Origin of the sequence: Chryseobacterium koreense CCUG 49689 (assembly GCF_001045435.1) — a bacterium.
Taxonomy (GTDB): Bacteria; Bacteroidota; Bacteroidia; order Flavobacteriales; family Weeksellaceae; genus Kaistella; species Kaistella koreensis.
Window position 1 is genome coordinate 150,588 of the sequence record NZ_LFNG01000004.1, and the last position, 19,885, is coordinate 170,472.

Here is a 19,885-nt window from a genome sequence, read left to right on the forward strand (position 1 = left end):
CACTAAAATTTCGTAAGGGTTTCCTGGATATTTTCAATATTTTTATTTAAAAGCGACTTGTAAATTTCGAATTTTTCATTGTAATTCTCATCATCCGAGTTTTGAAAATGGTGAAGTTTGTCCAGAATTTCTATCTCGCTTGCCATTTTCCGCATGATTTCCTCGAAACGAATCTTGATATAATTTGGATTAATGACGAAATACCTTTTCCGTGAATCAATAGGAGTGAAATCCTTAATGAGGTTGGAAGTAAGCAAGTGTTGTAGATTTGATGAGACCGAACTTTTACTAGCATGGAAAATTTCAACGAACTGGTCAAAACAAATCCCTTTTCTTTCAAAATCAAAAATGAGGTAAGCATAAATTTTCGCGGAGAGCGGCGGTAGATGGAACGCTTCCCCGTAAAATTTGACCAAATCCTGAAAAATACTGCTGTCGATTTTCATTTTTTTCTCAAATGAGAAGCAAAAGTAAGGAAATGGTTCGGAACGAAACGAACTTCATCCCGGGTTTTGTGAAATCTTAACGATAGAGATTATTTATTAGAATTTGGAACGATGAATTTTGAAGTGCAGTTTCGCTGCAATCTGCTGTATAGATTAATTTTAAGTAAAATTGCCATTAAACTATTTTTGCTCCACTCCAAATTGGAATTAGTTAAAATGTGCAAAGGCCACATAAATTTCGGTCCGTATTCAGTAGATTTTTCTTAAATGGAATTAATCACGCTTTCAAAACTGCAGAATTTTTCACTTTAGCCTTTGTCAAAACCATTATTTCCTTAATTTTGTTTAATGGATTTAAGAGACCAACTCAAAAACCTTTTTCCCAACCACGAAGAGCAGGAATTTGAAATGCCGGAAGAACAATTCGTGCAGAAGGAACCGCTCGTCTGCAAATTCGAGAAGAAAGGCAGAAACGGAAAACCTGTGACATTGATCGAGGGTTTTGAGGGAAGTGACGAAGATTTGAAAAAAATCTCGAAAAAAATCAAAGTAACACTCGGAATTGGAGGTTCTGAAAAAGACGGAATCATCGTAATCCAGGGTGACAATCGAGATAAGATCATGAAAATCCTACAGGAAATGGGATATAAGACGAAAAGGGTGGGAGGATGAGACCACCGTGTGAATTTGGTTCGCCGCGAAATAGAAGTTGAAATAAAGTCGATTTTGCTTCACGAGTCTATTTTTGAGCGAGTTAAAGCTCGAAACTATTACTTCAGAAAACATCTCAAATCCTACAATCCTCAAAATTAAACTTTAAACAAAATTTTTGCTATGCTCAATAAACTAGCTGCTTCCGAATTGGTTCTGAATGAAGATGGAAGCGTTTATCACCTCAATTTATTGCCGGAAGAAATTGCCGGAAAAATCATTTTAGTCGGTGACCCGGATCGTGTTCCGAAGGTTTCGAAGTATTTCGACACCATTGAAATCAAGAAAAATAAAAGGGAGTTTTATACCCACACCGGAACTTTGCGTGGTGAAAGAATCACCGTGATGTCCAGCGGGATTGGTGCTGAAAATATCGATATCGTGATGAACGAACTCGATGCCTTGGTAAATATAGACCTGAAAAACAAGGAATTCAAATCTGAACACACCGCGCTTCAAATTTTCCGTTTGGGAACTTGCGGAAGTGTGAATCCCGATGTGGAAGTGGACAATATGCTCGTTACCCAAAACGTGGTAGGATTGGACGGACTTCTACATTTCTACTCCGATTACCAGTTTGAAAACGAGTTTTCCAAAAACTTTTTGGAAAAATTCCCTTATGAAAAGATCAAGCCGATGCTGTATTTTGCAGATTGGGCAGAAGATATTTCGGATTATTATAAAGATGCAAAATATCACGGAAACACCGCTACTTTCCCGGGCTTTTATGCTCCGCAGGGAAGACAGCTCCGTTTGAAAGCCATCGATGACCAGTTTTTGGAAACTTTGAATGATTTGGGAGTTACCAATTTTGAAATGGAAACTTCTGCGATTTATGGACTTTCTAAATTATTGGGACACAAAGCATTGACAGTGAACTGCGTGATTGCAAACAGAAGACGCGGTGAGTTTTCAGCCGATCACCATGCCTCTGAGAAAAATATGATTGAATGGGTTTTGGATAGGATTATCAAGTAAGCCTTTTCCGGATTTTCACACTTGGCTTCCAAAGAAAGGGATTCCATCAAAATCTTAAGCCATTAAATTAGCCACGATTCACGGATAGACTCTAAATCAAAATCCGTGCATTCGTGGCCTTTTCATTCAAAGATCCCGAAAGAAGCTGTATTAGGTTTTTCAAATCACTTGCAATGACAATCCACTAAATGGTCGCAAACCATTCCGGTTGCCTGCATGTGTGCATAGATCACGGTGGAACCGAGAAATTTGAAACCGCGTATTTTCAAGTCTTTTGCTAAAGCGTCCGAGATTTCAGAAGTAGCGGGAACTTCCTTCAATGTTTTCGGCTGATTGACAATAGGTTTTCCGCCAACAAAATTCCAGATGTATGTGCTGAAAGTCCCAAACTCTTTCTGGATTTCCAAGAATTTTTGGGCATTGCCAATGGTGGCTGAAATCTTCATCCTGTTCCGGATGATTCCTGCATTTTGCATCAATTCTTCAATCTTATCTTCATTGTATTCGGCAATTTTCCTGTAATTGAAATCCTCAAAGGCTTTCCTGAAATTTTCTCTTTTATTTAGAATGGTGTACCACGAAAGTCCCGCCTGAAAACTTTCCAAAACCAGGAATTCAAAAATCGTGTCGTCGTCATAAACGGGTTTTCCCCATTCTTCATCGTGGTATTTTCGGTAGAGGTCGTCTTTTTCACACCAACCGCATCGGATGATTTCCATTATTCTTAAATTTTAAGTAAATATAAAAGATTTCAGCTGAAAATGAGTTTTTGAATATTTTGCAGGCGTATTGTGAAAAATTTAAACAAAATTTAACAAAATTTTAAAATGTCAACGGAATGGTTATTGAATCAACCTATTTATCTAATTAGATTTTTTCGATTAACCAAATTATTAATTTTAAAAATATTGTTATGGACAGACAGGATTATAACAAAGCAGAAAATGCTGTAGAAAAAGCCAGATGGACGATTAACGAGTATGCTGAAAAAGCAAAAGCTTATATCCGTGAAAAGCGTGATAATAACGAAGAACCAACCCGCGAAGGCTGGATGGAACAGGCAAAAAATAATGTTGCTGATGCATGGGAAAATACGAAAGACGCAGTTTCTGACGCATGGGAAAGCACGAAAGATTTTGCAGAGGAAACTTGGGAAAAAACCAAGGATAAAGCAGAAGACGTTCGATCCGAATTTCGGAAGTCAACTAATTAATCAGACTTTATATTAACGACAGGAGGTCAAAGCAATTTGACTTCCTTTTTTTATGCCTCAAACAATATATTTCTTAATTTTGCTGAAAATAAAAATTATGTCATACGGATTACTAAAAGGGAAAAAGGGAATTATTTTCGGTGCGCTGAATGAACATTCAATCGCATGGAAAGTAGCGGAAAGGTGTCACGAAGAAGGTGCAGAATTCATCCTGTCAAACGCGCCAATCGCCATGAGAATGGGCGAACTGAATGCCCTTGCTGAAAAAACCGGTTCTGAAGTAATCGGTGCAGATGCAACCTCCATCGAAGATTTGGAAAAACTTTTCGATGCGGCCATCGCCAAATTTGGCAAAATTGATTTCATTTTACACTCCATCGGAATGTCGGTGAATGTGCGAAAAGGGAAACACTATACCGAAATGAATTATGACTGGCTCGAAAAAGGTTGGGATGTTTCCTCGGTTTCCTTTCACAAGGTGATGCGCGTTGCATGGGAAAAGAACTGCATGAACGAATGGGGCTCCATCCTTGCACTGACTTATATCGCGGCACAAAGAACGTTCCCAGATTACAATGATATGGCGGATAACAAATCCTATCTGGAAAGCATCGCCAGAACTTTCGGGTATTATTGGGGCGAAAGAAAAGTACGTGTCAATACGATTTCCCAATCTCCAACAATGACGACCGCAGGTAGCGGAGTGAAAGGTTTTACCGGTTTCATGGGTTACGCGGAAGATATGTCGCCGCTCGGAAATGCCGATGCGATGGACTGCGCGAATTACTGTGTCGCCATGTTCTCTGACCTGACTAAAAAAGTAACCATGCAAAACCTCTATAACGACGGTGGTTTCAGCAATACCGGTGTTTCGCAGAAAGTAGTAAACCTTTACGAAAAAGAATAATCAAATAGATTTCGCAAGAATCTGTATAGCAATTCCGCTCAGCAATGGGCGGAATTTTTTGTGGAATTTCAGGTACTAAAGGTGTGCGGGGATTTCTTCCCAATTTTCTTCCCCATCTAAAAAAACCAGCTCATTTCCGTAATCTTCATCTATGTTTTTAAGGATTCTGGCGGTTTTTGCTTTCGTTAATAGTTGCTCGACAAAAAAGCTGGTTTCGAAAAACTGCCGGTGGATTCCGGGCAACATTTCCATGAAAAGGTTCATTCCTATTTTGTTGTTGTGCAAATCCATTTCTTTTTCAAGGGGTTCGTTTGGGAACAATTCCTCATGCAGGTCGGTCATTTTTTTGCAGAATTCCAGCGCTTTTTTTGGAGAGGAAATCTTGCAGCAATACATCAAAATCAGGGAAGTCCAAAGTGCATGTCTGAAAGCGTTGCCGATTCCGCTGTTTGAATTGGTTTTTGGGAAATGGTTTTGTGCAATCGTGAAAGTTTTTACGGTGGCCAAAAAACTCAGGATGGTGAACAGAGGATGTGGAACCGTCAATTTCAAAAGCTTGACGATTTTTTTAAAACTCAGAGTTCTGATGGCGTTGATGAAAATTCTGGCCGTCCTCATAAAAGAAATCCCACCGGATGAAGTGAGATTTGTATTGGTTTATTATAGTTTAATAAGCGGAATGTTTAAACTTTTTTCACCAACTATTAACAGAATTAATGGGTGAATAAATTATGCCGCTCAATTTTTCGTTCGCGAAGATATTGATAAATCAGAAGTTAATCTATTCTTAACTCTTTAACTTTCTTGATGTTAAAAGATTAAGCGTTGGTCAAAAGGTTCACGGTTTGTGAAACTTTCTGCTTGATTTCGGTTCTTTTCACAATAAAATCCACAAACCCTTTTTCCTGTAGGAATTCTGAAGTCTGGAAACCTTCCGGCAAATCTTTTCCGATGGTTTCGCGGATTACTCTTGGTCCCGCAAATCCGATCAATGCACCCGGTTCCGCCATGATGATGTCTGCAGTCATTGCGAAAGATGCTGTGATTCCGCCGAAAGTCGGGTCGCATAAATAAGCGATGTAAACCAATCCCGCCTCGGAAAGTTGCGCCAATTTGGACTGAACTTTTGCCAGCTGCATCAATGAATAGGTCGCTTCCTGCATTCTGGCTCCGCCGGATTGGCAAATGATCATGTAAGGAAGTTTGTTTTTAATACAGTAATCGACTGCTCTGCGGATTTTTTCGCCCATTACCGAACCAAGTGAACCCCCGATGAATGCGAAATCCATACAGGAAATCACCATTTCGGTTCCGTTTACCGTTCCCACTGCATTTCTGATGGAATCAGTGAGTTTGGTTTTTGATTTCACTTCTTTCAAACGGTCGGAATAAGCTTTCGTATCCTTAAAATTCAGCATATCCACACTTTCCACATTTGCATCGAGTTCCGTGTATTTGTTGTCATCAAACAGGATGGAGAAAAACTCGTTGGATCCGATTCTCACGTGAAATCCGTCTTCCGGCGAAACGTAGTTGTTTGCCTTCAGTTCTTCGTGTTCGATGATTTTCCCGGTCGGGGTTTGGTGCCAAAGTCCTTTGGGTACATCTTTTTTGTCTTCTGTGGAAGTGGTGATATTTTGTGTCTTTCTTTTAAACCAGTCGAATGCCATTGTAAAATTTGTTTAAGGTTGCAGGTCTGTCTGCCGACAGATCGATTTCAAGTTCCAAATTTGTACTATTAAATAAAAATTTTAAACTGAGACCAATGAAATTTTGATAATTTCGGGGTCAAAGTTAAAAAAAGAAATCTTCTCCGAGAAGAAAATTTCTTTTTAAATAAGATTGCTTTGTTAAAGCGTATTGATGTTGTTTAAGTCTTCAAACGCCTGAACCAAACGTTTTCCGAAGGTTTCTTCGCCTTTTCTAACCCAAACTCTCGGGTCATAGAATTTCTTGTTTGGCTTGTCTTCACCTTCCGGATTTCCGATTTGAGATTTCAAATAATCCAGTTTTTCGACCATGTAATCTCTAATTCCTTCTGTATAGGCGAACTGCAAATCGGTATCGATATTCATCTTAATAACGCCATAGTCGATCGCTTCACGGATTTCTTCCAATGAAGAACCCGAACCACCGTGGAAGACGAAATTCACAGGTTCCGCTCCCGTTCCGAATTTTTCCTGAACGTATTTTTGGGAATTGTCCAAAATCTTCGGAGTCAGTTTCACATTTCCTGGCTTGTAAACGCCATGCACGTTTCCGAATGCTGCAGCAATCGTGAAGTTTGGAGAAATCGCTTTCAGCCTTTCATAAGCGTATGCCACTTCATCCGGTTGGGTATATAATTTTGAGGAATCTACTCCGGAATTGTCCACTCCGTCTTCTTCGCCACCGGTTACGCCCAGTTCGATTTCCAAAGTCATTCCCATTTTTGCCATTCTCTCGAAATATTTGCAAGAGATATCCAAGTTTTCAGCAATGGGCTCTTCAGATAAATCCAACATGTGAGAGGAATAAAGGGATTTTCCGGTTCTCGCGAAATATTCTTCGTTGGCATCCATTAAACCGTCGATCCATGGCAATAATTTTTTTGCGCAGTGGTCGGTGTGCAAAATCACCGTAGCTCCATAAGCTTCCGCTAAAGTGTGGATGTGGTGCGCACCTGCGATTCCACCCAAGATTGCGGCTTTTTGACCATCATTGCTCATGCCTTTTCCGGCATTGAAAGCGGCTCCGCCATTTGAAAACTGGATAATTACCGGGGAGTTGAGTTTTGCTGCGGTTTCCATGGTGGCATTCACGTTGCTTGATCCAATCACATTGACCGCCGGAAGTGCAAATTTATTTTCTTTCGCGTATTGAAAGATGTCTGTAACCATTTGTCCTGTGGCAACACCTGCCGGAAACTTTCTGCTCATAATTGAATTTTTTTTAAAGATTTGATTTTTACTTTTTAGAAACGTAAAGATAAGGAAACTAAAGGAATTATTTGGCGTATTTCGCCTTTAGTTTTTGGGCGTTTCTGATCCAGTCTTCTTGTCCGGTCCTTTCGATTTCGGCGAACCATTTTTCTGCATCTGCTCTGTTTTCGGTAGAATAGGAGGCATGTAAAAGGACATAGAATGCAAAAAGCTTGTTGCCATCGGAAACTTTGGTAATGTCTATGTTTTTCAGCGCGCGTTTTGGGTTATCGGTCAATACACTGTTAAAAGCTTTTGCGAGACCCGCTTTTTCTTTGAAATCCGCATTTTCGGTCTTCTTAATGCACTTGCTGAAATAAGTGTCGCTCAATTTGGCAAATGCGTTCTTCGCTCTGGAGTTTACAGACTTTTGAACCAATCCTTGATAGGCACTGCCGAGTTCGATCAGTTCTGCATCGGATGGATTTTTAAGTTTTTGAAGTTCTAGGACATCATATAGCAATGTAACATCAGAAGGGAAACCTCCGAATTCCAGATCAGACATCTTTGCGTTTAAAAAACCTAAAGACTGATGGATGACATTTCCTTGGTAATCAATAACTTTTACATTTGGAATTGACTTGACATCATAGTAAGACCTCAGGAATTTTTCGGAATCAAAATCAACCGAAACTGCGATAAAGCTGCCCAAAGATTCTTTATATTTTGGATTGTTCCAGTATTCGCGCTCCATCTCTTTGCATGGTTTGCACCAGTTTGCGGTAAAGTCCAGGATGATTAACTTATTGGTGGTTTTTGCCAGTCTTTTTGCCTGATCCAGATCATTGATCCACATTTGAGCAAAACAAAGCGATCCTAAAAACAAGAACATAACGAACAGTTTAAGCTTCATCATGGCGTAAAGATCAGTTTAATTTCGCTTGTCATTTCCCCAAAGCAGTTTTTGGCGGATGGTTTCGTAGAAACTCAAATTATTCGGGTGAATCAAAGAAATCTCGAAAGGCGCTTTTCTGATATGGACTTCCACTCCTGTCTCTAAATGGAATAAGCGGGAATCGAGCGATATGGAATATTCCGGGACCCGGCTTTTTATCCTTAATCTGATTTCTACATCGTCATTAACTATCAAAGGGCGAACATTTAGATTGTGGGGTGCAATCGGTGTGATGACGAAATTGTTGTTGTTGGGTTCTATAATCGGACCTCCACAACTTAACGAATAGGCAGTGGAACCGGTAGGTGTAGAAATAATCAGGCCGTCTCCCCAAAAGATATTCAGGAATTCGTCATTTATATAGGAATCCACTGTAATCATTGCGGTGGTTTCCTTTCGGGAAATCGATACATCATTTAGGGCATAAGGAAAAAACATTCCTTCTCTAGGCGAAACTACTTCAATTACAGAGCGTTTGCTTATTTTCACATTACCTTTTATGATGTCGTCTAGCTCCAGGAAAATTTCTTCTTTGGTAAAACTTGCCAGAAATCCTAGACGTCCCGTATTTACTCCTACGACGGGGATTTCCGAGTCCTGCACATAGAGCAATGAATTCACGATGGTTCCATCGCCACCGAAAGTGAAAAAAAGATCCACTCCTTTTTCCTGCAAATCTGATTTATTGGTGAAGGTTTCGAAGATATTTGAAAACTCCATCGCATTGGCCATTTTTTCGTACAGAATGGACTTTACTCCGCGTTTCTCCAGTTCTGAAACGAACCTGCTCAGATACAGAAAGGTGTCTAGGTCGTTTTTTTGGGTGTAGATGGCTGCTTTCATTAATTAAAATTCAAGATATTTTTGGAAGAATCCGAACCGGTCTTTTAAAAGTTCCTCTTTTTCGTCATCATAATATTTATGGACCACGCTGTATCCGTATCTTTCAAAGGTTTCATCAATTGAAGTCAGATTGTTGCTGCTGATTTTCACGGTAATCCGCACTTCGTCTTCCACGATGGCGCTTAAATAGCAACCATAGATTTTAGAATTGTTGGATTCCACTATTTTGCAGACTTCGGTCATGGAGTAATTTTTTTCATGAACCTGCACAATGAGCATGGCGCCCATTTCCGAAACCAAAGGATATTTTGAAAGCTCGCTGAAAACATCATCGGTAGAGATATAACCCAGATATTTTTCCTGCTTGTTGATCACGGGAACCACATTCGCACTGAACGTGTGAAAAAGTTTGATGGAATCAAAAAAGTGGCTGTCTTCCAAAATCGCAAATTTCTCAAAATGGATTGCGAGCGAAGAGAGGTTTCCCTCCGGACTTTCCTCTAAAAAAGACTGGCTCAGCGCACCCTGGAATATTCCTTTCTTTTTCACGAAAACGTGTGAGTAGCCAAATTCTTTTGCGGTTTCGTTGGCTTCTTCTATGGAATCATTTACATTAAATGCGGGGTAGTCTTTGGAAATATAATCTTTGATAAACATTATTCAAATTTAGGAAAATTCTGAATGAGAAAGGTATTTTTAAAATTATTTTGGATTTTGACAAAAAAAATTTGCTTGGTATAGAATCAATTATATATCTTTGTCGCCTTTCATTTTTACTTTTTATTAGATTTATTTCAAACTGCGCTGTCTTCGGGCAATGCAGTTTTTTGTTTTTTGTCGGCTGGTTTTGACCTTAAGAAAATCAGGCCGGCTAAAATAATAATTCCCCCGAAAATTTGCATTGCAGTCAGTTTTTCCCCATCGATGATTCCCCAGATTACCGCCACAATCGGCATGAGCAAAGTAACTGTGGAAGCGAATAAAGCTGTGGAAATCCGCAATATCCTGTAGTTCAGCATCATCGCCAAACCGGTTCCGAAAATGGCAAGCAAAGAGACGAACCCAATGCCGATGAAATTTTCTTGGGTGAAATGAAAATCGCGAAAAAAACCGGAAATAGTAAGCGAAATCAGCGATGGGAGGAACAGTACGAAACCAAAAACAAACGCAGAAAGTGCAACCGGTTCCACGTGATTGAGTTTTTTCTTCACGGTCAATGCATTGATCGCATACATCAAAGTGGCCAACAATAATAGTAGAATCGGAATGAGTTTGAGCTCACCGGCTTCATGACTTCCGAGAGTCAGGATGCAAACACCCGCGAAACTTATTGCCACGCCGATCTTTTGGAATCTTGTGGAAACCTCTTTCCACAGAAACGGCCCAATCAGAATCACGAATATCGGTACCATGGAATTGATGATTCCCGCCACACTGCTGCTGATTTTGGTTTCAGCCATCGGAAAGAGATACATTGGAAAGAAATTTCCGCACGCTGCGGCGAGCAAAAGCCATTTCAACTGTTTTTTGGGGAATTTCCTGATGTTTAGAAATGCGACGGGCATCAATAGAATTGCCGCAATTATTATCCGCAGACTTCCCACTTCATAAGGATTGTAATAATCCAAGGATTTTTTGATCAGGATAAATGATGAACCCCAAATGATGGTCAAAATCGTCAGCAGAATCCATTTTTCTTTTTCGTGGTTCATTGATTTTCTTTTAAAATTTTTAAGTATTCAAGTTTTGGAATCATGGTGGCGCCCAGTGACTCCAGATGTTCGGAGTGAATTTGGCAGTCGATCAGCTTGAAGTTTTCGGCATTTCTTTGCACAAAATCCAGGAATCCTGCTTTCGAGGCATTGCTTACTTTGGAAAACATACTTTCGCCGCAAAAAATCTTCCCGATGAGAACACCATAAAAACCGCCCACCAATTCGTCATTTTGCCAAACTTCCACACTTTTTGCAAAACCGTGTTGGTGCAGGATTTCGAAGGAATCGATGAGCTCTTTCGAAATCCAGGTTCCGTCCTGACCTTTTCTAAACGCGTTTTTACATTCCTCCATTACTTTTCTGAAACATTGGTTTTCGGTAAAGGTGAAAACATGGTCGCGAAGAATTTTCTTCATCGATTTGGAGATCTTCAAATCATTTGGAAACAAAACAAATCGCGGATCAGGGCACCACCATAAGATTTCGTCACCTTCATTAAACCATGGGAAAAGTCCCAGCTGATAGGCGAAAAGTAATCTTTGTGGTGACAGATCGCCTCCAATAGCCATTAAGCCCGATTCTGATTCCAACAGTTCGGGGTCGGGAAACGAAATTTCATTTGGATGGAGACGTACCATTTATGCAAAAGAAATCCCACTTTTTCAGCAGGATTTTGGTCTTGTTTTCCGGGCGATTTAGAAAGGCAGATCGTCGTCTTCCTCGTTTCCAAAAGGATTTTCGCCTTTTGCCACTTCACTTGCCGGTTCTGCTCTTTGAACTGGAGCGGCCTCCGTGGGTTCGTTGGAAATGTTGGTGCCGTCTAATTTTTCTACCCTCCAGCCGATAATGGAGTTGAAATATTTTACTTCCCCTTGTGGCGAGGTCCACTCGCGACCTCTCAGATTGATTCCAATTTTCACTTTATCACCTTCTTTCAGGTTGTTAAGCAGGTCGCCTTTTTCCTGCAGAAACTCTACATTAATAGGTTGTGGATATTGTTCTTCGGTCAAAATCACCATTTCCCTTTTCTGAAATCCACTGGCAAAAGTCTGGATTTCAGATATTTTCTTCACTGTTCCTTGTAATTCCATAATCAAATTGTTATAAGATGTAAAAGTATGAAATTACCGAGAGAAAATAAAACGGGTGATGAAAAATTATTGAGATTTTTCCAAATTTTTCTTTGCCTGAAAGAGAAAAAGTTTTTATATTTGCACTCACCAAAAAAAAGAACAGAGTTCAGCAGCGGATGTGGTGTAATTGGTAGCCACGCCAGACTTAGGATCTGGTGCCGTGAGGCGTGGGGGTTCGAGTCCCTTCATCCGCACATAACATTTGGAGAATAAATTCTCTGGAACTGCGAAAATAGCTCAGCTGGTAGAGCACGACCTTGCCAAGGTCGGGGTCGCGGGTTCGAATCCCGTTTTTCGCTCATTTATCTACCTGCCTTGGTGGTGGAACTGGTAGACACGCAGGACTTAAAATCCTGTGTCCGCAAGGACGTACGGGTTCAAGTCCCGTCCGAGGTACTCAAAACGCTGTTAATCTGTTGATTGATGGCGTTTTTGATTTTTGGGAAATGCTAAAAAGGGGTAATTTTATTTGGATTCCAACTTTTCCAGAATCTGCTGGTTAATCTCCCGAATCAAATCCGGCCCTTCATAAATAAATCCGGTATATAGCTGTACCAAACTTGCTCCTGCTTCCAGTTTTTCTATGGCATCTTCTGCGGTGTGAATTCCACCTACACCGATGATTGGGAACGCATTGCCGCTTTTTTCAGATAAAAATTTGATGACTTCCGTGGAGCGTTTGGTTAATGGTTTTCCGGATAATCCACCGGACTCTATTTTGTTCTCGGATTTCAGGTGTTCTCTGGAAAGCGTGGTGTTGGTTGCAATTACGCCTGCGATCTTGGTTTCCTTAATGATTTCGATGATATCCAATAACTGTTCATCAGTTAAATCCGGAGCGATTTTCAAAAGGATTGGTTTGGGTTTTTCTTTTTTAGAGTTGCGGTTTTGCAGTTCGCCTAAAAGATTCGTTAAAGGTTCCCTATCCTGGAGTTCGCGCAGATTCGGCGTGTTCGGCGAGGAAACATTCACCACAAAATAATCTACATAATCAAATAATTTCTCAAAACAAATGAGGTAATCATTGACCGCTTCTTCATTAGGAGTGACTTTATTTTTGCCTATATTTCCACCGATCAGGACATTTTTATTTTTCTTTAATCTTTCGATGGCGGCATCAACACCTTCATTGTTGAAACCCATTCTGTTGATAGTTCCGGAATCCTCAATGAGTCGAAAAAGTCTTTTTGGTGGGTTTCCCGGTTGAGGTTTCGGGGTTAAGGTTCCGATTTCCACAAACCCAAATCCAAGGTCTGAAAATTCTTTGAAAGCAACAGCGTTTTTGTCTAATCCGGCTGCTAAACCCACCGGATTTTTAAACTTTAACCCGAAAACTTCACGCTCCAACCTTTTATCCTCAATCGGCTTTGGCAGAAAGACTTTTGCGAGCCATCCAAAATTCTTTAACATAAAGAAAGTGAGGTGATGCGCTTTTTCGGGATCAAGTTTGAACAAAAACGGGCGGATTAGGGATTTGTACATGGGAATTATTGTTCGGTAAAATTACAAAAATCAACTGCTAAAATAAAATCTTAAGAAAAACATAAATTTTTCTTAATGAAATGTTAAAATTGGCATTGAATTTTCATGGCTTATCTCAAGTTTAACACCAATTATTAAAATGAAAAAAATGATCACCTTTTGTTTCCTGCTGGGAAGCATTTTTTTATTCGCCCAATTCATAGATCCGAAGATCTCACTGCAGAAAGACTGGCAAACTTCTGCCACTTTCAAGGGAAAAGTTGCCGGACAGCCGATTACCATGTATTTGGAATACCTGGGACATTCCGGATGGCACGACAAAGTTTTTACCGTAAAAGGATGGTATTATTATGATAAGTACAAGCAGAAAATTCCTTTGATGGGATTCTATAATGGAAATTTAATGCTCTACAATTTTGATAGTGAGCAAGGTTTTAAACAAATCTCAGACGAAGAGTCATTTTGCTGGACTTCGCCATGCCCGGAATTCTCTAATTATAATGAGTTTCTGCAAATCAGCCAAGGATCGGGAAAATCGCAAAATGGTAAAATGAAGCACAACGGCAAGCAGTATCGAATTCAAATTTTCAAGGATGATTTGGACATCACCTTAAGAAATGAATGGCTCAATCTGCCCAACGGAAAAAAATACAACCTTCGAAGAGTCTTGGATGAATATGGTGGAAACGAAATTATTTCCACGTTCGAAGACAAAAAGGAAAACAGGATTCTCTTCTATTTCGAGAGAGACTCCAATTTCAATAAGCAGGGTTTTTGTGGAGCAAGCGAACCGGAAACAGGCTATCGAATATTGACTTTTGACAAACACTGGAAGATCCGCAAATTTCAGGTGTACTCCACGAACAGTTGTCTTGCGAATGTTTTCTACCATAAAGAATACAAAACAAAATATGATTTTGTGAAGGCTTTTTTTGTGGTTTATGAAAATACCTTAAATCTACTCGTCTTAAATCTAAAAAATGCAACATTCAGCTCTACGGTGATGAGGTATAATTACGATCCATCTCAACATATGTGGGTTTGGTAATGAAAATAAATTTTGTCAAACACAATTTTGACAGTATATTAGTGAAAAATTATTTATGAAGAAACTACTATTTCTTAGTATGATTATTTTTGGACAGTCCTTATTTTCACAAATTACTTTAGCGGAAAACGGAATTGCCCTGAGTGATAATTTTTAAGGAAAAATTCCTTTTCAACATAAAAAAGCAGAAATCATTTTCTGCTTTTTTACATTTTATCCTCACCATTAATTTCCCTATTTTTGCACAAATTCAAAATTCGATGGCAAAGCAGGAAGATGTTTTCAAAAAGGTGATTTCACATGCGAAAGAGTACGGTTTTATTTTCCCGAGTTCGGAAATTTATGACGGACTTTCGGCGGTGTACGATTATGGTCAAAATGGAGCAGAACTGAAAAATAACATCAAGCAATATTGGTGGAAAGCGATGGTTCAGCTGAACGATAATATCGTGGGAATTGATTCGGCGATTTTTATGCACCCCACCATTTGGAAAGCTTCAGGCCATGTGGATGCATTTAATGATCCTTTGATTGACAACAAGGATTCCAAAAAACGTTTCAGAGCAGATGTTTTGCTGGAAGATTACTGTGCGAAACTGGAAGACAAAGCACAGAAGGAAATTGAAAAAGCAGAAAAAAGATTCGGTGACGCGTTCGATAAGGCACAGTTTGAATCGACCAATCCTAGAGTTTTGGAATACCGTGAAAAACAGTCTGTGATTTTGAAGAGATTGGCCCGCTCGCTAGAAAATAATGATTTGGCTGATGTAAAGGCGCTCATCGAGGAATTGGAAATCGCTGATCCGGATACGGGTTCCAAAAACTGGACCGATGTGCGACAGTTTAATTTGATGTTCGGCACAAAACTCGGCGCTGCATCAGAAAATGCAACCGACCTTTATTTAAGACCGGAAACCGCTCAGGGAATTTTCGTGAACTTTTTGAATGTGCAGAAAACTTCGCGCCACAAACTTCCTTTCGGGATTGCACAAATCGGAAAGGCATTCAGAAACGAAATCGTGGCGAGACAGTTTATTTTCAGGATGCGGGAATTTGAACAGATGGAAATGCAGTTCTTCGTTCCACCGGGAACAGAGCTTGGCTATTATGAAGAATGGAAGCAGAAGCGTCTGAATTGGCATTTGGCTTTAGGTTTAGGAAGGGAAAACTACAAATTCCACGACCACGAAAAATTGGCACATTACGCAAATGCCGCAGCAGATATTGAGTTCAAGTTTCCATTCGGGTTTAAAGAACTGGAGGGAATCCATTCCAGAACTGATTTCGATTTATCTGCACACGAAAAGTTTTCCGGCAGAAAATTGCAGTATTTTGATAATGAAAGAAATGAAAATTATACCCCTTTCGTGGTGGAAACTTCGGTTGGTTTAGACAGATTGTTCCTTGCAATTTTCTCCACCTGTCTGAAAGATGAGGTTTTGGAAGACGGTTCCGAAAGAACAGTTCTCACACTTCCACCTGCGTTGGCTCCTGTGAAAGCGGCGATTCTACCTTTGATGAAAAAAGACGGACTCGGCGAATATGGTGAGAAAATCTTCAATGATCTGAAATATGATTTCAACGTGATTTACGAGGACAAAGACAGTATCGGAAAACGCTACAGAAGACAGGATGCAATTGGAACGCCTTTCTGCATCACAGTTGACCATGATTCTTTGACTGATCACACTGTGACTTTAAGAGACCGCGACACCATGAAACAAGAAAGAGTTCCGGTTTCAGATTTGCGAAGAATTATTGATGAAAAGACGAATTTCAGAAATTTGCTGTCGAAAATTTAAGTAGTAAATTCTTTGCGTGATAAACAAAATGCGGAACCTTGAAAAAGATTCCGCATTTCTGTTATCCATTAATTAAAGATCAAATCAAAGGCGCTCCAACCTGGAGATCGCATCGGTGGTGCGGTTCACCATGTGGCGGATTCAGCGCCGGTTTTGGCCCCAGATTCTGTGCTGAAGGTGCTGCAACCGGTTGCGGAGTCGAAGGAATCGGATTCGTGTTGAAGTTGTTGCTTGCAGCACTTTGCGTCGGCATCATTTGCGGTGCAGGAGTTGCGGCAGGTTGACTGTCGATTGGTGCGCCAACAGGAATTTCGCAACGGTGGAAAGGTTCTCCATGTGGCGGATTAAGCTGTGGTTTTTTCCCGGAATTATTTACTGCTACAGCATTTTCAGGTGTGGAAACATTTGCAGCTTCTTGCGACTCCACGGTCTGCGTTTGCGCATTGTTCGCGGCAGCAGAATCGGAAGTTGCAGATTCCACCTTTGCATTCTCTTTCAAATCGGTTTCGGTCTTATTTTTGTCACACGACCAAAAAATCGAGGCGGCAACAATCATTAACAAGGGTACTCTTTTCATATTTCTTAAAATTTCAAATCAATTCCAACATAAACATTTGTGGGCATAATCGGCGCATAAACCATTCCGCCGTCAAAATAGTTTCCGAATGGATTTTTTGCATCCAAAATGGGATTATTCTGGGTATAACCGGTCAGGTTTTCTCCTCCCAAATATACACGAATATTTTTATTGAAATCTTTCGCGATTTGTGCATTCAAAGTAGCGTAAGAATTGGAATATTCCGGAAGCCTGAATTCGGCAGGATTACTTTTGGTGTCAGGAATTCTTTGTTTCCCAACCAGGTTTAAAGTAGTGTCAAAACTCCAAAATCCGCCCTGATCATTTTTATTGGTGGAATATGAAAAATTCGCAAATCCACGATTTTTTGCCATAAATGGCACCTCTCTTTTGCCGGAAAGATATTCTGCCTGTACATCATAATACTTATAAGCCAATCGGACGTCGAAATTTTTTGCCGGGGAAAAATCCCATTGGGTCTGCAGAGCGTTTGCGGTAGATTTTCCATCCAAATTATAAAACAGTATTTTGTGAGGCGATGCGTCCAAATCCGTCAAAACCTGATTTTGGAAATCTGTTCTGAAAAAATCTGCTACAATCATTGATTTTCTGTTGAATAATTGGAATTCCTGTTGAAGACTGATGCCGTAATTCCATGCGATTTCAGGTTTTAGGTCATAAATTTTTCCACCATTTCCTAAAATTTCAATCTGCCTGTTCGAAGCGAAATACTGTTGGTTTTCCGCGAAAACATTCGCAGTTCTGAATCCCCTTCCTGCAGAAAGTCTCAGAATGGTTTTTGGCGAAAGGTCATATTTGAAGTTGATTTTCGGGGTAAACTGTGTTCCCGCCAAATTGTGGAAATCGGTTCTCGCACCTGCTACCAAAGTGTATTTTTCTCCGGTCAAAGTATATTCAAAGAAAAGTCCCGGTACGGTTTCGGTGCGTTTATAATTTTGAGTCAGGTAGTTTTCATTGAAGTCATCATATAGAAAACTCGCCCCGGTTTTGTATTTATGATTGGTATTCCCGAAAATTCCCTCGAAAATCAAATTGGAATAATAGGTGTTTTGCTGCCCGTCATAATTCCTGAAACCGAAAAAACTATTCTGTTCATGATGGGTGAACTGGTTCATCCAACCGAGGCTTTGGTAGGGTTTTCCTTTAAAGACATAACCTGTTTTATTCCAAAGCTGAATTCTTGAAATATCGATTCCGACTCCATAAAGGCTTTGTGCAGATTGTGGCAATTTCTTGTCAAATCCCTTTTGTCCGGCAATTCTTTCGTCTTTCAGGAAATTAATCCCAAAATGGGATCCGAATCCGCTTTGATTCAAGTCGTCAAAATTTAACAAGTAAGCCGCATTCAGTTGATTTCCTTTGGGTTGGTCCAGAAATCCGTCGTCATTGTAGTCGGCTTCTCCGAAAGTTCCGTTTCCGTGAAGAAGAACACTTTGGTTCCATTTTTCAGAAAGTTTTTGGGTAGAAGTGATGTTGGCTTCAGTCCTCAAATTTGCATCTGCAAAAAGGTTGATCGAAGTTTCATTTTCATTTTTGAATTTCAGAAGTTCAGTGTTGATTTGTCCGGTAACGCTTTCGTAACCGTTGGTCACGGTGCTTCCGCCTTTGGTCAGCTGAATTCCGGAAATCCATCTTCCCGGAATGAGATTTAGTCCGTATGCGGAAGCCAGTCCACGAATTTCAGGCAAAAGTTCCTTGGTCAATGCGGTGTATTTTTGGTCTAAACCGAGCATTTTAAGCTGTTTGGTTCCGGTCACGGCATTGCTAAAGGAAACATCAACTGTGGCATTGGTTTCAAAACTTTCGGAAAGGTTGCAGCAAGCCGCTTTCAAAAGCTCTTTTGAACCGATGTTGTAGGTCAAGCCGGCCTCTTTTTTGCTTAAAGCGGTTGCTTGTTGGATTTTTAGCAAACGAACCTCTTCCAGGGTTTTCCCGAGATGGTCAGCTTTTGAAGGCGAGTTTTGTTTCGGAGCCAAATCCTCATCGCTGTGCGCCAATTCACCTTTTACACCGAGTGGAAGACTTCGGTCGTATAAACAGCAGCTCGGAAGATTTTTATAAACTTCATCAGAAGCTTTATACTTTTCGTTATCGTGCCCCACTTCGGCAATTTTCTTCAGAATTTTGTCGGCAGAAGTTTTTGCGGGATTGAAATCAAGGGTCACTTTCTGGGTTTCTACATCCCAGTTTGCAGAATTAGCTCCGGCATCTTTTGCGGCTTTCTCGATTCTTGCCTTGCATGAACTGCAATTTCCATGAACGAAAAACTCATTGTCTTTCTTTTGGGGTTGCTCCGTGGTATTGGCTTTCAGGAAAGAGGGTGTTCTATCATAATGACAACATGCGGGAAGGTTTTCATAAACCGCATCGGAAGCAGAGAATCGCTCATTGTCATGACCGGCTTCGGCGATTTTTTTTAGGATTTCATCTGCAGAAAATTTGTCGGCGTCAAATTCCACATCGAGTTTTTGGGTTTCCGCGTTCCAATTTGCGGAGGTTGCACCATTCTTTTTGGCGGTGGTTTCAATTCGGTCTTTGCACATTCCACATTCACCTTTGACCAAAAAAGTAGATTTGGTAATGGTTTGTGCGGAGATAAATGTTGAACATAAGATGGAGAAAGTAAGAAATACTTTCAGTAAAGATTTCATATTTTGAAAATAATTTAATTTAAAAAACTTGTTGCCAAAAGAACGGACTTCTGGCTGTAATTCAATAAATTAAGCTATTTTCGGCGGTTGCCAAATGTTTTTGAAATTGTTGGAAATAAAGCAGATGCTGTAGTTGAAATTCAATTTGGTCTCCACCAGATGAATGGACTCAGATGCCAGGGTTTCCGGCGAAACGAAATTAAATAATGAAAAAAGGGAGCATGAATGGCAATTTGCACAATCATTTCCACAATGATTCTTATCTGAATGACTTTTTGAATTGCTGTCGTGGCAAGGTTGTTTTTTTTCAGTCTTGCAGCAATTGTCTTCCTGCTTTTTTTGTTCGCAACATTGCGCTGTCTGCTGAGCAAAAAGCATTTGCTTAGGAAGGATAAATGCCCCCAAACTCAAAACGATCAGCAATAATTTCAATGTCTTGAACATGATTGCGCAAATTTAATGAAATTAATTTTAAGAAAAGGAATACGTTAATCTTTCATAAA

The 19,885-nt window shown here is 40.1% G+C and carries 20 protein-coding genes and 3 tRNA genes; 9 read left to right on the plus strand and 14 right to left on the minus strand.

Annotated elements, in window-relative coordinates; all coding sequences use genetic code 11:
• Positions 1-2: 2 nt before the first annotated feature.
• On the minus strand, positions 3-446 hold the full coding sequence (locus tag ACM44_RS03505) for a GbsR/MarR family transcriptional regulator (RefSeq protein ID WP_048498721.1): 444 nt from the start codon (positions 444-446) through the stop codon (positions 3-5).
• Positions 447-794: 348 nt separating this feature from the next.
• Here ACM44_RS03505 and ACM44_RS03510 point away from each other — a divergent pair, with 348 nt between their 5' ends.
• Positions 795-1,118, plus strand: a complete 324-nt coding sequence (locus tag ACM44_RS03510; RefSeq protein ID WP_048498722.1) for a translation initiation factor — start codon at positions 795-797, stop codon at positions 1,116-1,118.
• Between the two features lie 162 nt (positions 1,119-1,280).
• Positions 1,281-2,135 (plus strand): nucleoside phosphorylase, encoded by an 855-nt coding sequence (locus tag ACM44_RS03515; protein ID WP_048498723.1) that lies wholly within the window; start codon positions 1,281-1,283, stop codon positions 2,133-2,135.
• A 164-nt stretch (positions 2,136-2,299) separates the two neighbouring features.
• On the opposite strand, the gene ACM44_RS03520 is transcribed toward ACM44_RS03515, so the two are convergent.
• Entirely contained in the window at positions 2,300-2,854 is a 555-nt protein-coding gene (locus ACM44_RS03520) for a DNA-3-methyladenine glycosylase I (RefSeq protein WP_048498724.1), read from the minus strand.
• Positions 2,855-3,048: 194 nt separating this feature from the next.
• On the opposite strand from ACM44_RS03520, the gene ACM44_RS03525 reads away from it, so the two are divergent.
• Both ACM44_RS03525 and ACM44_RS03530 read left to right on the plus strand, forming a co-directional pair.
• Positions 3,049-3,348, plus strand: coding sequence for a hypothetical protein (locus ACM44_RS03525; RefSeq protein ID WP_048498725.1), 300 nt, complete (start codon positions 3,049-3,051; stop codon positions 3,346-3,348).
• Positions 3,349-3,445: 97 nt separating this feature from the next.
• Positions 3,446-4,255 (plus strand): enoyl-ACP reductase FabI, encoded by an 810-nt coding sequence (locus ACM44_RS03530; protein ID WP_048498726.1) that lies wholly within the window; start codon positions 3,446-3,448, stop codon positions 4,253-4,255.
• A 75-nt stretch (positions 4,256-4,330) separates the two neighbouring features.
• Here ACM44_RS03530 and ACM44_RS03535 read toward each other — a convergent pair whose 3' ends face one another.
• The 9 genes from ACM44_RS03535 to ACM44_RS03575 form a co-directional block, all read right to left on the minus strand.
• On the minus strand, positions 4,331-4,873 hold the full coding sequence (locus ACM44_RS03535; protein ID WP_048498727.1) for a DUF6973 domain-containing protein: 543 nt from the start codon (positions 4,871-4,873) through the stop codon (positions 4,331-4,333).
• 200 nt (positions 4,874-5,073) lie between these two features.
• On the minus strand, positions 5,074-5,925 hold the full coding sequence (gene accD / locus ACM44_RS03540) for an acetyl-CoA carboxylase, carboxyltransferase subunit beta (RefSeq protein ID WP_048498728.1): 852 nt from the start codon (positions 5,923-5,925) through the stop codon (positions 5,074-5,076).
• Between the two features lie 180 nt (positions 5,926-6,105).
• Positions 6,106-7,173 (minus strand): class II fructose-bisphosphate aldolase, encoded by a 1,068-nt coding sequence (fbaA, locus tag ACM44_RS03545; RefSeq protein ID WP_048498729.1) that lies wholly within the window; start codon positions 7,171-7,173, stop codon positions 6,106-6,108.
• Positions 7,174-7,240: 67 nt separating this feature from the next.
• Entirely contained in the window at positions 7,241-8,071 is an 831-nt protein-coding gene (locus ACM44_RS03550) for a thioredoxin family protein (RefSeq protein ID WP_083993638.1), read from the minus strand.
• A 15-nt stretch (positions 8,072-8,086) separates the two neighbouring features.
• A complete protein-coding gene (locus ACM44_RS03555) occupies positions 8,087-8,953 on the minus strand; it encodes an NAD kinase (RefSeq protein ID WP_048498731.1) in 867 nt (288 codons plus the stop codon).
• Positions 8,954-8,956: 3 nt separating this feature from the next.
• Positions 8,957-9,610: a CBS domain-containing protein gene (locus ACM44_RS03560; protein ID WP_048498732.1), complete on the minus strand. Its 654-nt coding sequence runs from the start codon at positions 9,608-9,610 to the stop codon at positions 8,957-8,959.
• 137 nt (positions 9,611-9,747) lie between these two features.
• Positions 9,748-10,665, minus strand: a complete 918-nt coding sequence (locus tag ACM44_RS03565; RefSeq protein WP_048498733.1) for a DMT family transporter — start codon at positions 10,663-10,665, stop codon at positions 9,748-9,750.
• Positions 10,662-11,306 (minus strand): leucyl/phenylalanyl-tRNA--protein transferase, encoded by a 645-nt coding sequence (gene aat / locus ACM44_RS03570; protein ID WP_048498734.1) that lies wholly within the window; start codon positions 11,304-11,306, stop codon positions 10,662-10,664. Before aat ends, ACM44_RS03565 begins: the two co-directional genes overlap by 4 nt.
• 57 nt (positions 11,307-11,363) lie before the next feature.
• Positions 11,364-11,759 carry a DUF3127 domain-containing protein gene (locus ACM44_RS03575; protein ID WP_048498735.1) on the minus strand — a complete coding sequence of 132 codons (396 nt, stop codon included), beginning with the start codon at positions 11,757-11,759 and terminating at the stop codon, positions 11,364-11,366.
• A gap of 154 nt (positions 11,760-11,913) precedes the next feature.
• On the opposite strand from ACM44_RS03575, the gene ACM44_RS03580 reads away from it, so the two are divergent.
• The 3 genes from ACM44_RS03580 (at position 11,914) to ACM44_RS03590 (ending at position 12,197) form a co-directional block, all read left to right on the plus strand.
• A tRNA-Leu gene (locus ACM44_RS03580) sits at positions 11,914-11,995 on the plus strand.
• Positions 11,996-12,027: 32 nt separating this feature from the next.
• Positions 12,028-12,100, plus strand: a tRNA-Gly gene (locus ACM44_RS03585).
• Between the two features lie 13 nt (positions 12,101-12,113).
• Positions 12,114-12,197: transfer RNA gene (locus ACM44_RS03590), tRNA-Leu, on the plus strand.
• A 69-nt stretch (positions 12,198-12,266) separates the two neighbouring features.
• Here ACM44_RS03590 and ACM44_RS03595 read toward each other — a convergent pair.
• A complete protein-coding gene (locus tag ACM44_RS03595) occupies positions 12,267-13,283 on the minus strand; it encodes a quinone-dependent dihydroorotate dehydrogenase (RefSeq protein WP_048498736.1) in 1,017 nt (338 codons plus the stop codon).
• Between the two features lie 139 nt (positions 13,284-13,422).
• Here ACM44_RS03595 and ACM44_RS03600 point away from each other — a divergent pair, with 139 nt between their 5' ends.
• Positions 13,423-14,331, plus strand: coding sequence for a hypothetical protein (locus tag ACM44_RS03600; RefSeq protein WP_048498737.1), 909 nt, complete (start codon positions 13,423-13,425; stop codon positions 14,329-14,331).
• Between the two features lie 260 nt (positions 14,332-14,591).
• The gene (locus ACM44_RS03605; RefSeq protein ID WP_048498809.1) at positions 14,592-16,133 is read left to right on the plus strand and encodes a glycine--tRNA ligase; all 1,542 of its coding nucleotides are present in this window, start codon (positions 14,592-14,594) and stop codon (positions 16,131-16,133) included.
• 79 nt (positions 16,134-16,212) lie between these two features.
• Here ACM44_RS03605 and ACM44_RS03610 read toward each other — a convergent pair whose 3' ends face one another.
• A complete protein-coding gene (locus tag ACM44_RS03610; protein ID WP_152669292.1) occupies positions 16,213-16,710 on the minus strand; it encodes a hypothetical protein in 498 nt (165 codons plus the stop codon).
• Between the two features lie 5 nt (positions 16,711-16,715).
• Complete coding sequence (locus tag ACM44_RS03615) at positions 16,716-19,382, minus strand: TonB-dependent receptor domain-containing protein (protein WP_053215429.1); 2,667 nt, start codon at positions 19,380-19,382, stop codon at positions 16,716-16,718.
• Between the last annotated feature and the right edge of the window lie 503 nt (positions 19,383-19,885).

What these genes read in the sequence shown, in the direction of transcription:
- ACM44_RS03505 (WP_048498721.1), bottom strand. Translation starts at nt 446, where the DNA reads ATGAAAATCGACAGCAGTATTTTTCAGGATTTGGTCAAATTTTACGGG.
- ACM44_RS03510 (WP_048498722.1), top strand. Translation starts at nt 795, where the DNA reads ATGGATTTAAGAGACCAACTCAAAAACCTTTTTCCCAACCACGAAGAG.
- ACM44_RS03515 (WP_048498723.1), top strand. Translation starts at nt 1,281, where the DNA reads ATGCTCAATAAACTAGCTGCTTCCGAATTGGTTCTGAATGAAGATGGA.
- ACM44_RS03520 (WP_048498724.1), bottom strand. Translation starts at nt 2,854, where the DNA reads ATGGAAATCATCCGATGCGGTTGGTGTGAAAAAGACGACCTCTACCGA.
- ACM44_RS03525 (WP_048498725.1), top strand. Translation starts at nt 3,049, where the DNA reads ATGGACAGACAGGATTATAACAAAGCAGAAAATGCTGTAGAAAAAGCC.
- ACM44_RS03530 (WP_048498726.1), top strand. Translation starts at nt 3,446, where the DNA reads ATGTCATACGGATTACTAAAAGGGAAAAAGGGAATTATTTTCGGTGCG.
- ACM44_RS03535 (WP_048498727.1), bottom strand. Translation starts at nt 4,873, where the DNA reads ATGAGGACGGCCAGAATTTTCATCAACGCCATCAGAACTCTGAGTTTT.
- accD (WP_048498728.1), bottom strand. Translation starts at nt 5,925, where the DNA reads ATGGCATTCGACTGGTTTAAAAGAAAGACACAAAATATCACCACTTCC.
- fbaA (WP_048498729.1), bottom strand. Translation starts at nt 7,173, where the DNA reads ATGAGCAGAAAGTTTCCGGCAGGTGTTGCCACAGGACAAATGGTTACA.
- ACM44_RS03550 (WP_083993638.1), bottom strand. Translation starts at nt 8,071, where the DNA reads ATGATGAAGCTTAAACTGTTCGTTATGTTCTTGTTTTTAGGATCGCTT.
- ACM44_RS03555 (WP_048498731.1), bottom strand. Translation starts at nt 8,953, where the DNA reads ATGAAAGCAGCCATCTACACCCAAAAAAACGACCTAGACACCTTTCTG.
- ACM44_RS03560 (WP_048498732.1), bottom strand. Translation starts at nt 9,610, where the DNA reads ATGTTTATCAAAGATTATATTTCCAAAGACTACCCCGCATTTAATGTA.
- ACM44_RS03565 (WP_048498733.1), bottom strand. Translation starts at nt 10,665, where the DNA reads ATGAACCACGAAAAAGAAAAATGGATTCTGCTGACGATTTTGACCATC.
- aat (WP_048498734.1), bottom strand. Translation starts at nt 11,306, where the DNA reads ATGGTACGTCTCCATCCAAATGAAATTTCGTTTCCCGACCCCGAACTG.
- ACM44_RS03575 (WP_048498735.1), bottom strand. Translation starts at nt 11,759, where the DNA reads ATGGAATTACAAGGAACAGTGAAGAAAATATCTGAAATCCAGACTTTT.
- ACM44_RS03595 (WP_048498736.1), bottom strand. Translation starts at nt 13,283, where the DNA reads ATGTACAAATCCCTAATCCGCCCGTTTTTGTTCAAACTTGATCCCGAA.
- ACM44_RS03600 (WP_048498737.1), top strand. Translation starts at nt 13,423, where the DNA reads ATGAAAAAAATGATCACCTTTTGTTTCCTGCTGGGAAGCATTTTTTTA.
- ACM44_RS03605 (WP_048498809.1), top strand. Translation starts at nt 14,592, where the DNA reads ATGGCAAAGCAGGAAGATGTTTTCAAAAAGGTGATTTCACATGCGAAA.
- ACM44_RS03610 (WP_152669292.1), bottom strand. Translation starts at nt 16,710, where the DNA reads ATGAAAAGAGTACCCTTGTTAATGATTGTTGCCGCCTCGATTTTTTGG.
- ACM44_RS03615 (WP_053215429.1), bottom strand. Translation starts at nt 19,382, where the DNA reads ATGAAATCTTTACTGAAAGTATTTCTTACTTTCTCCATCTTATGTTCA.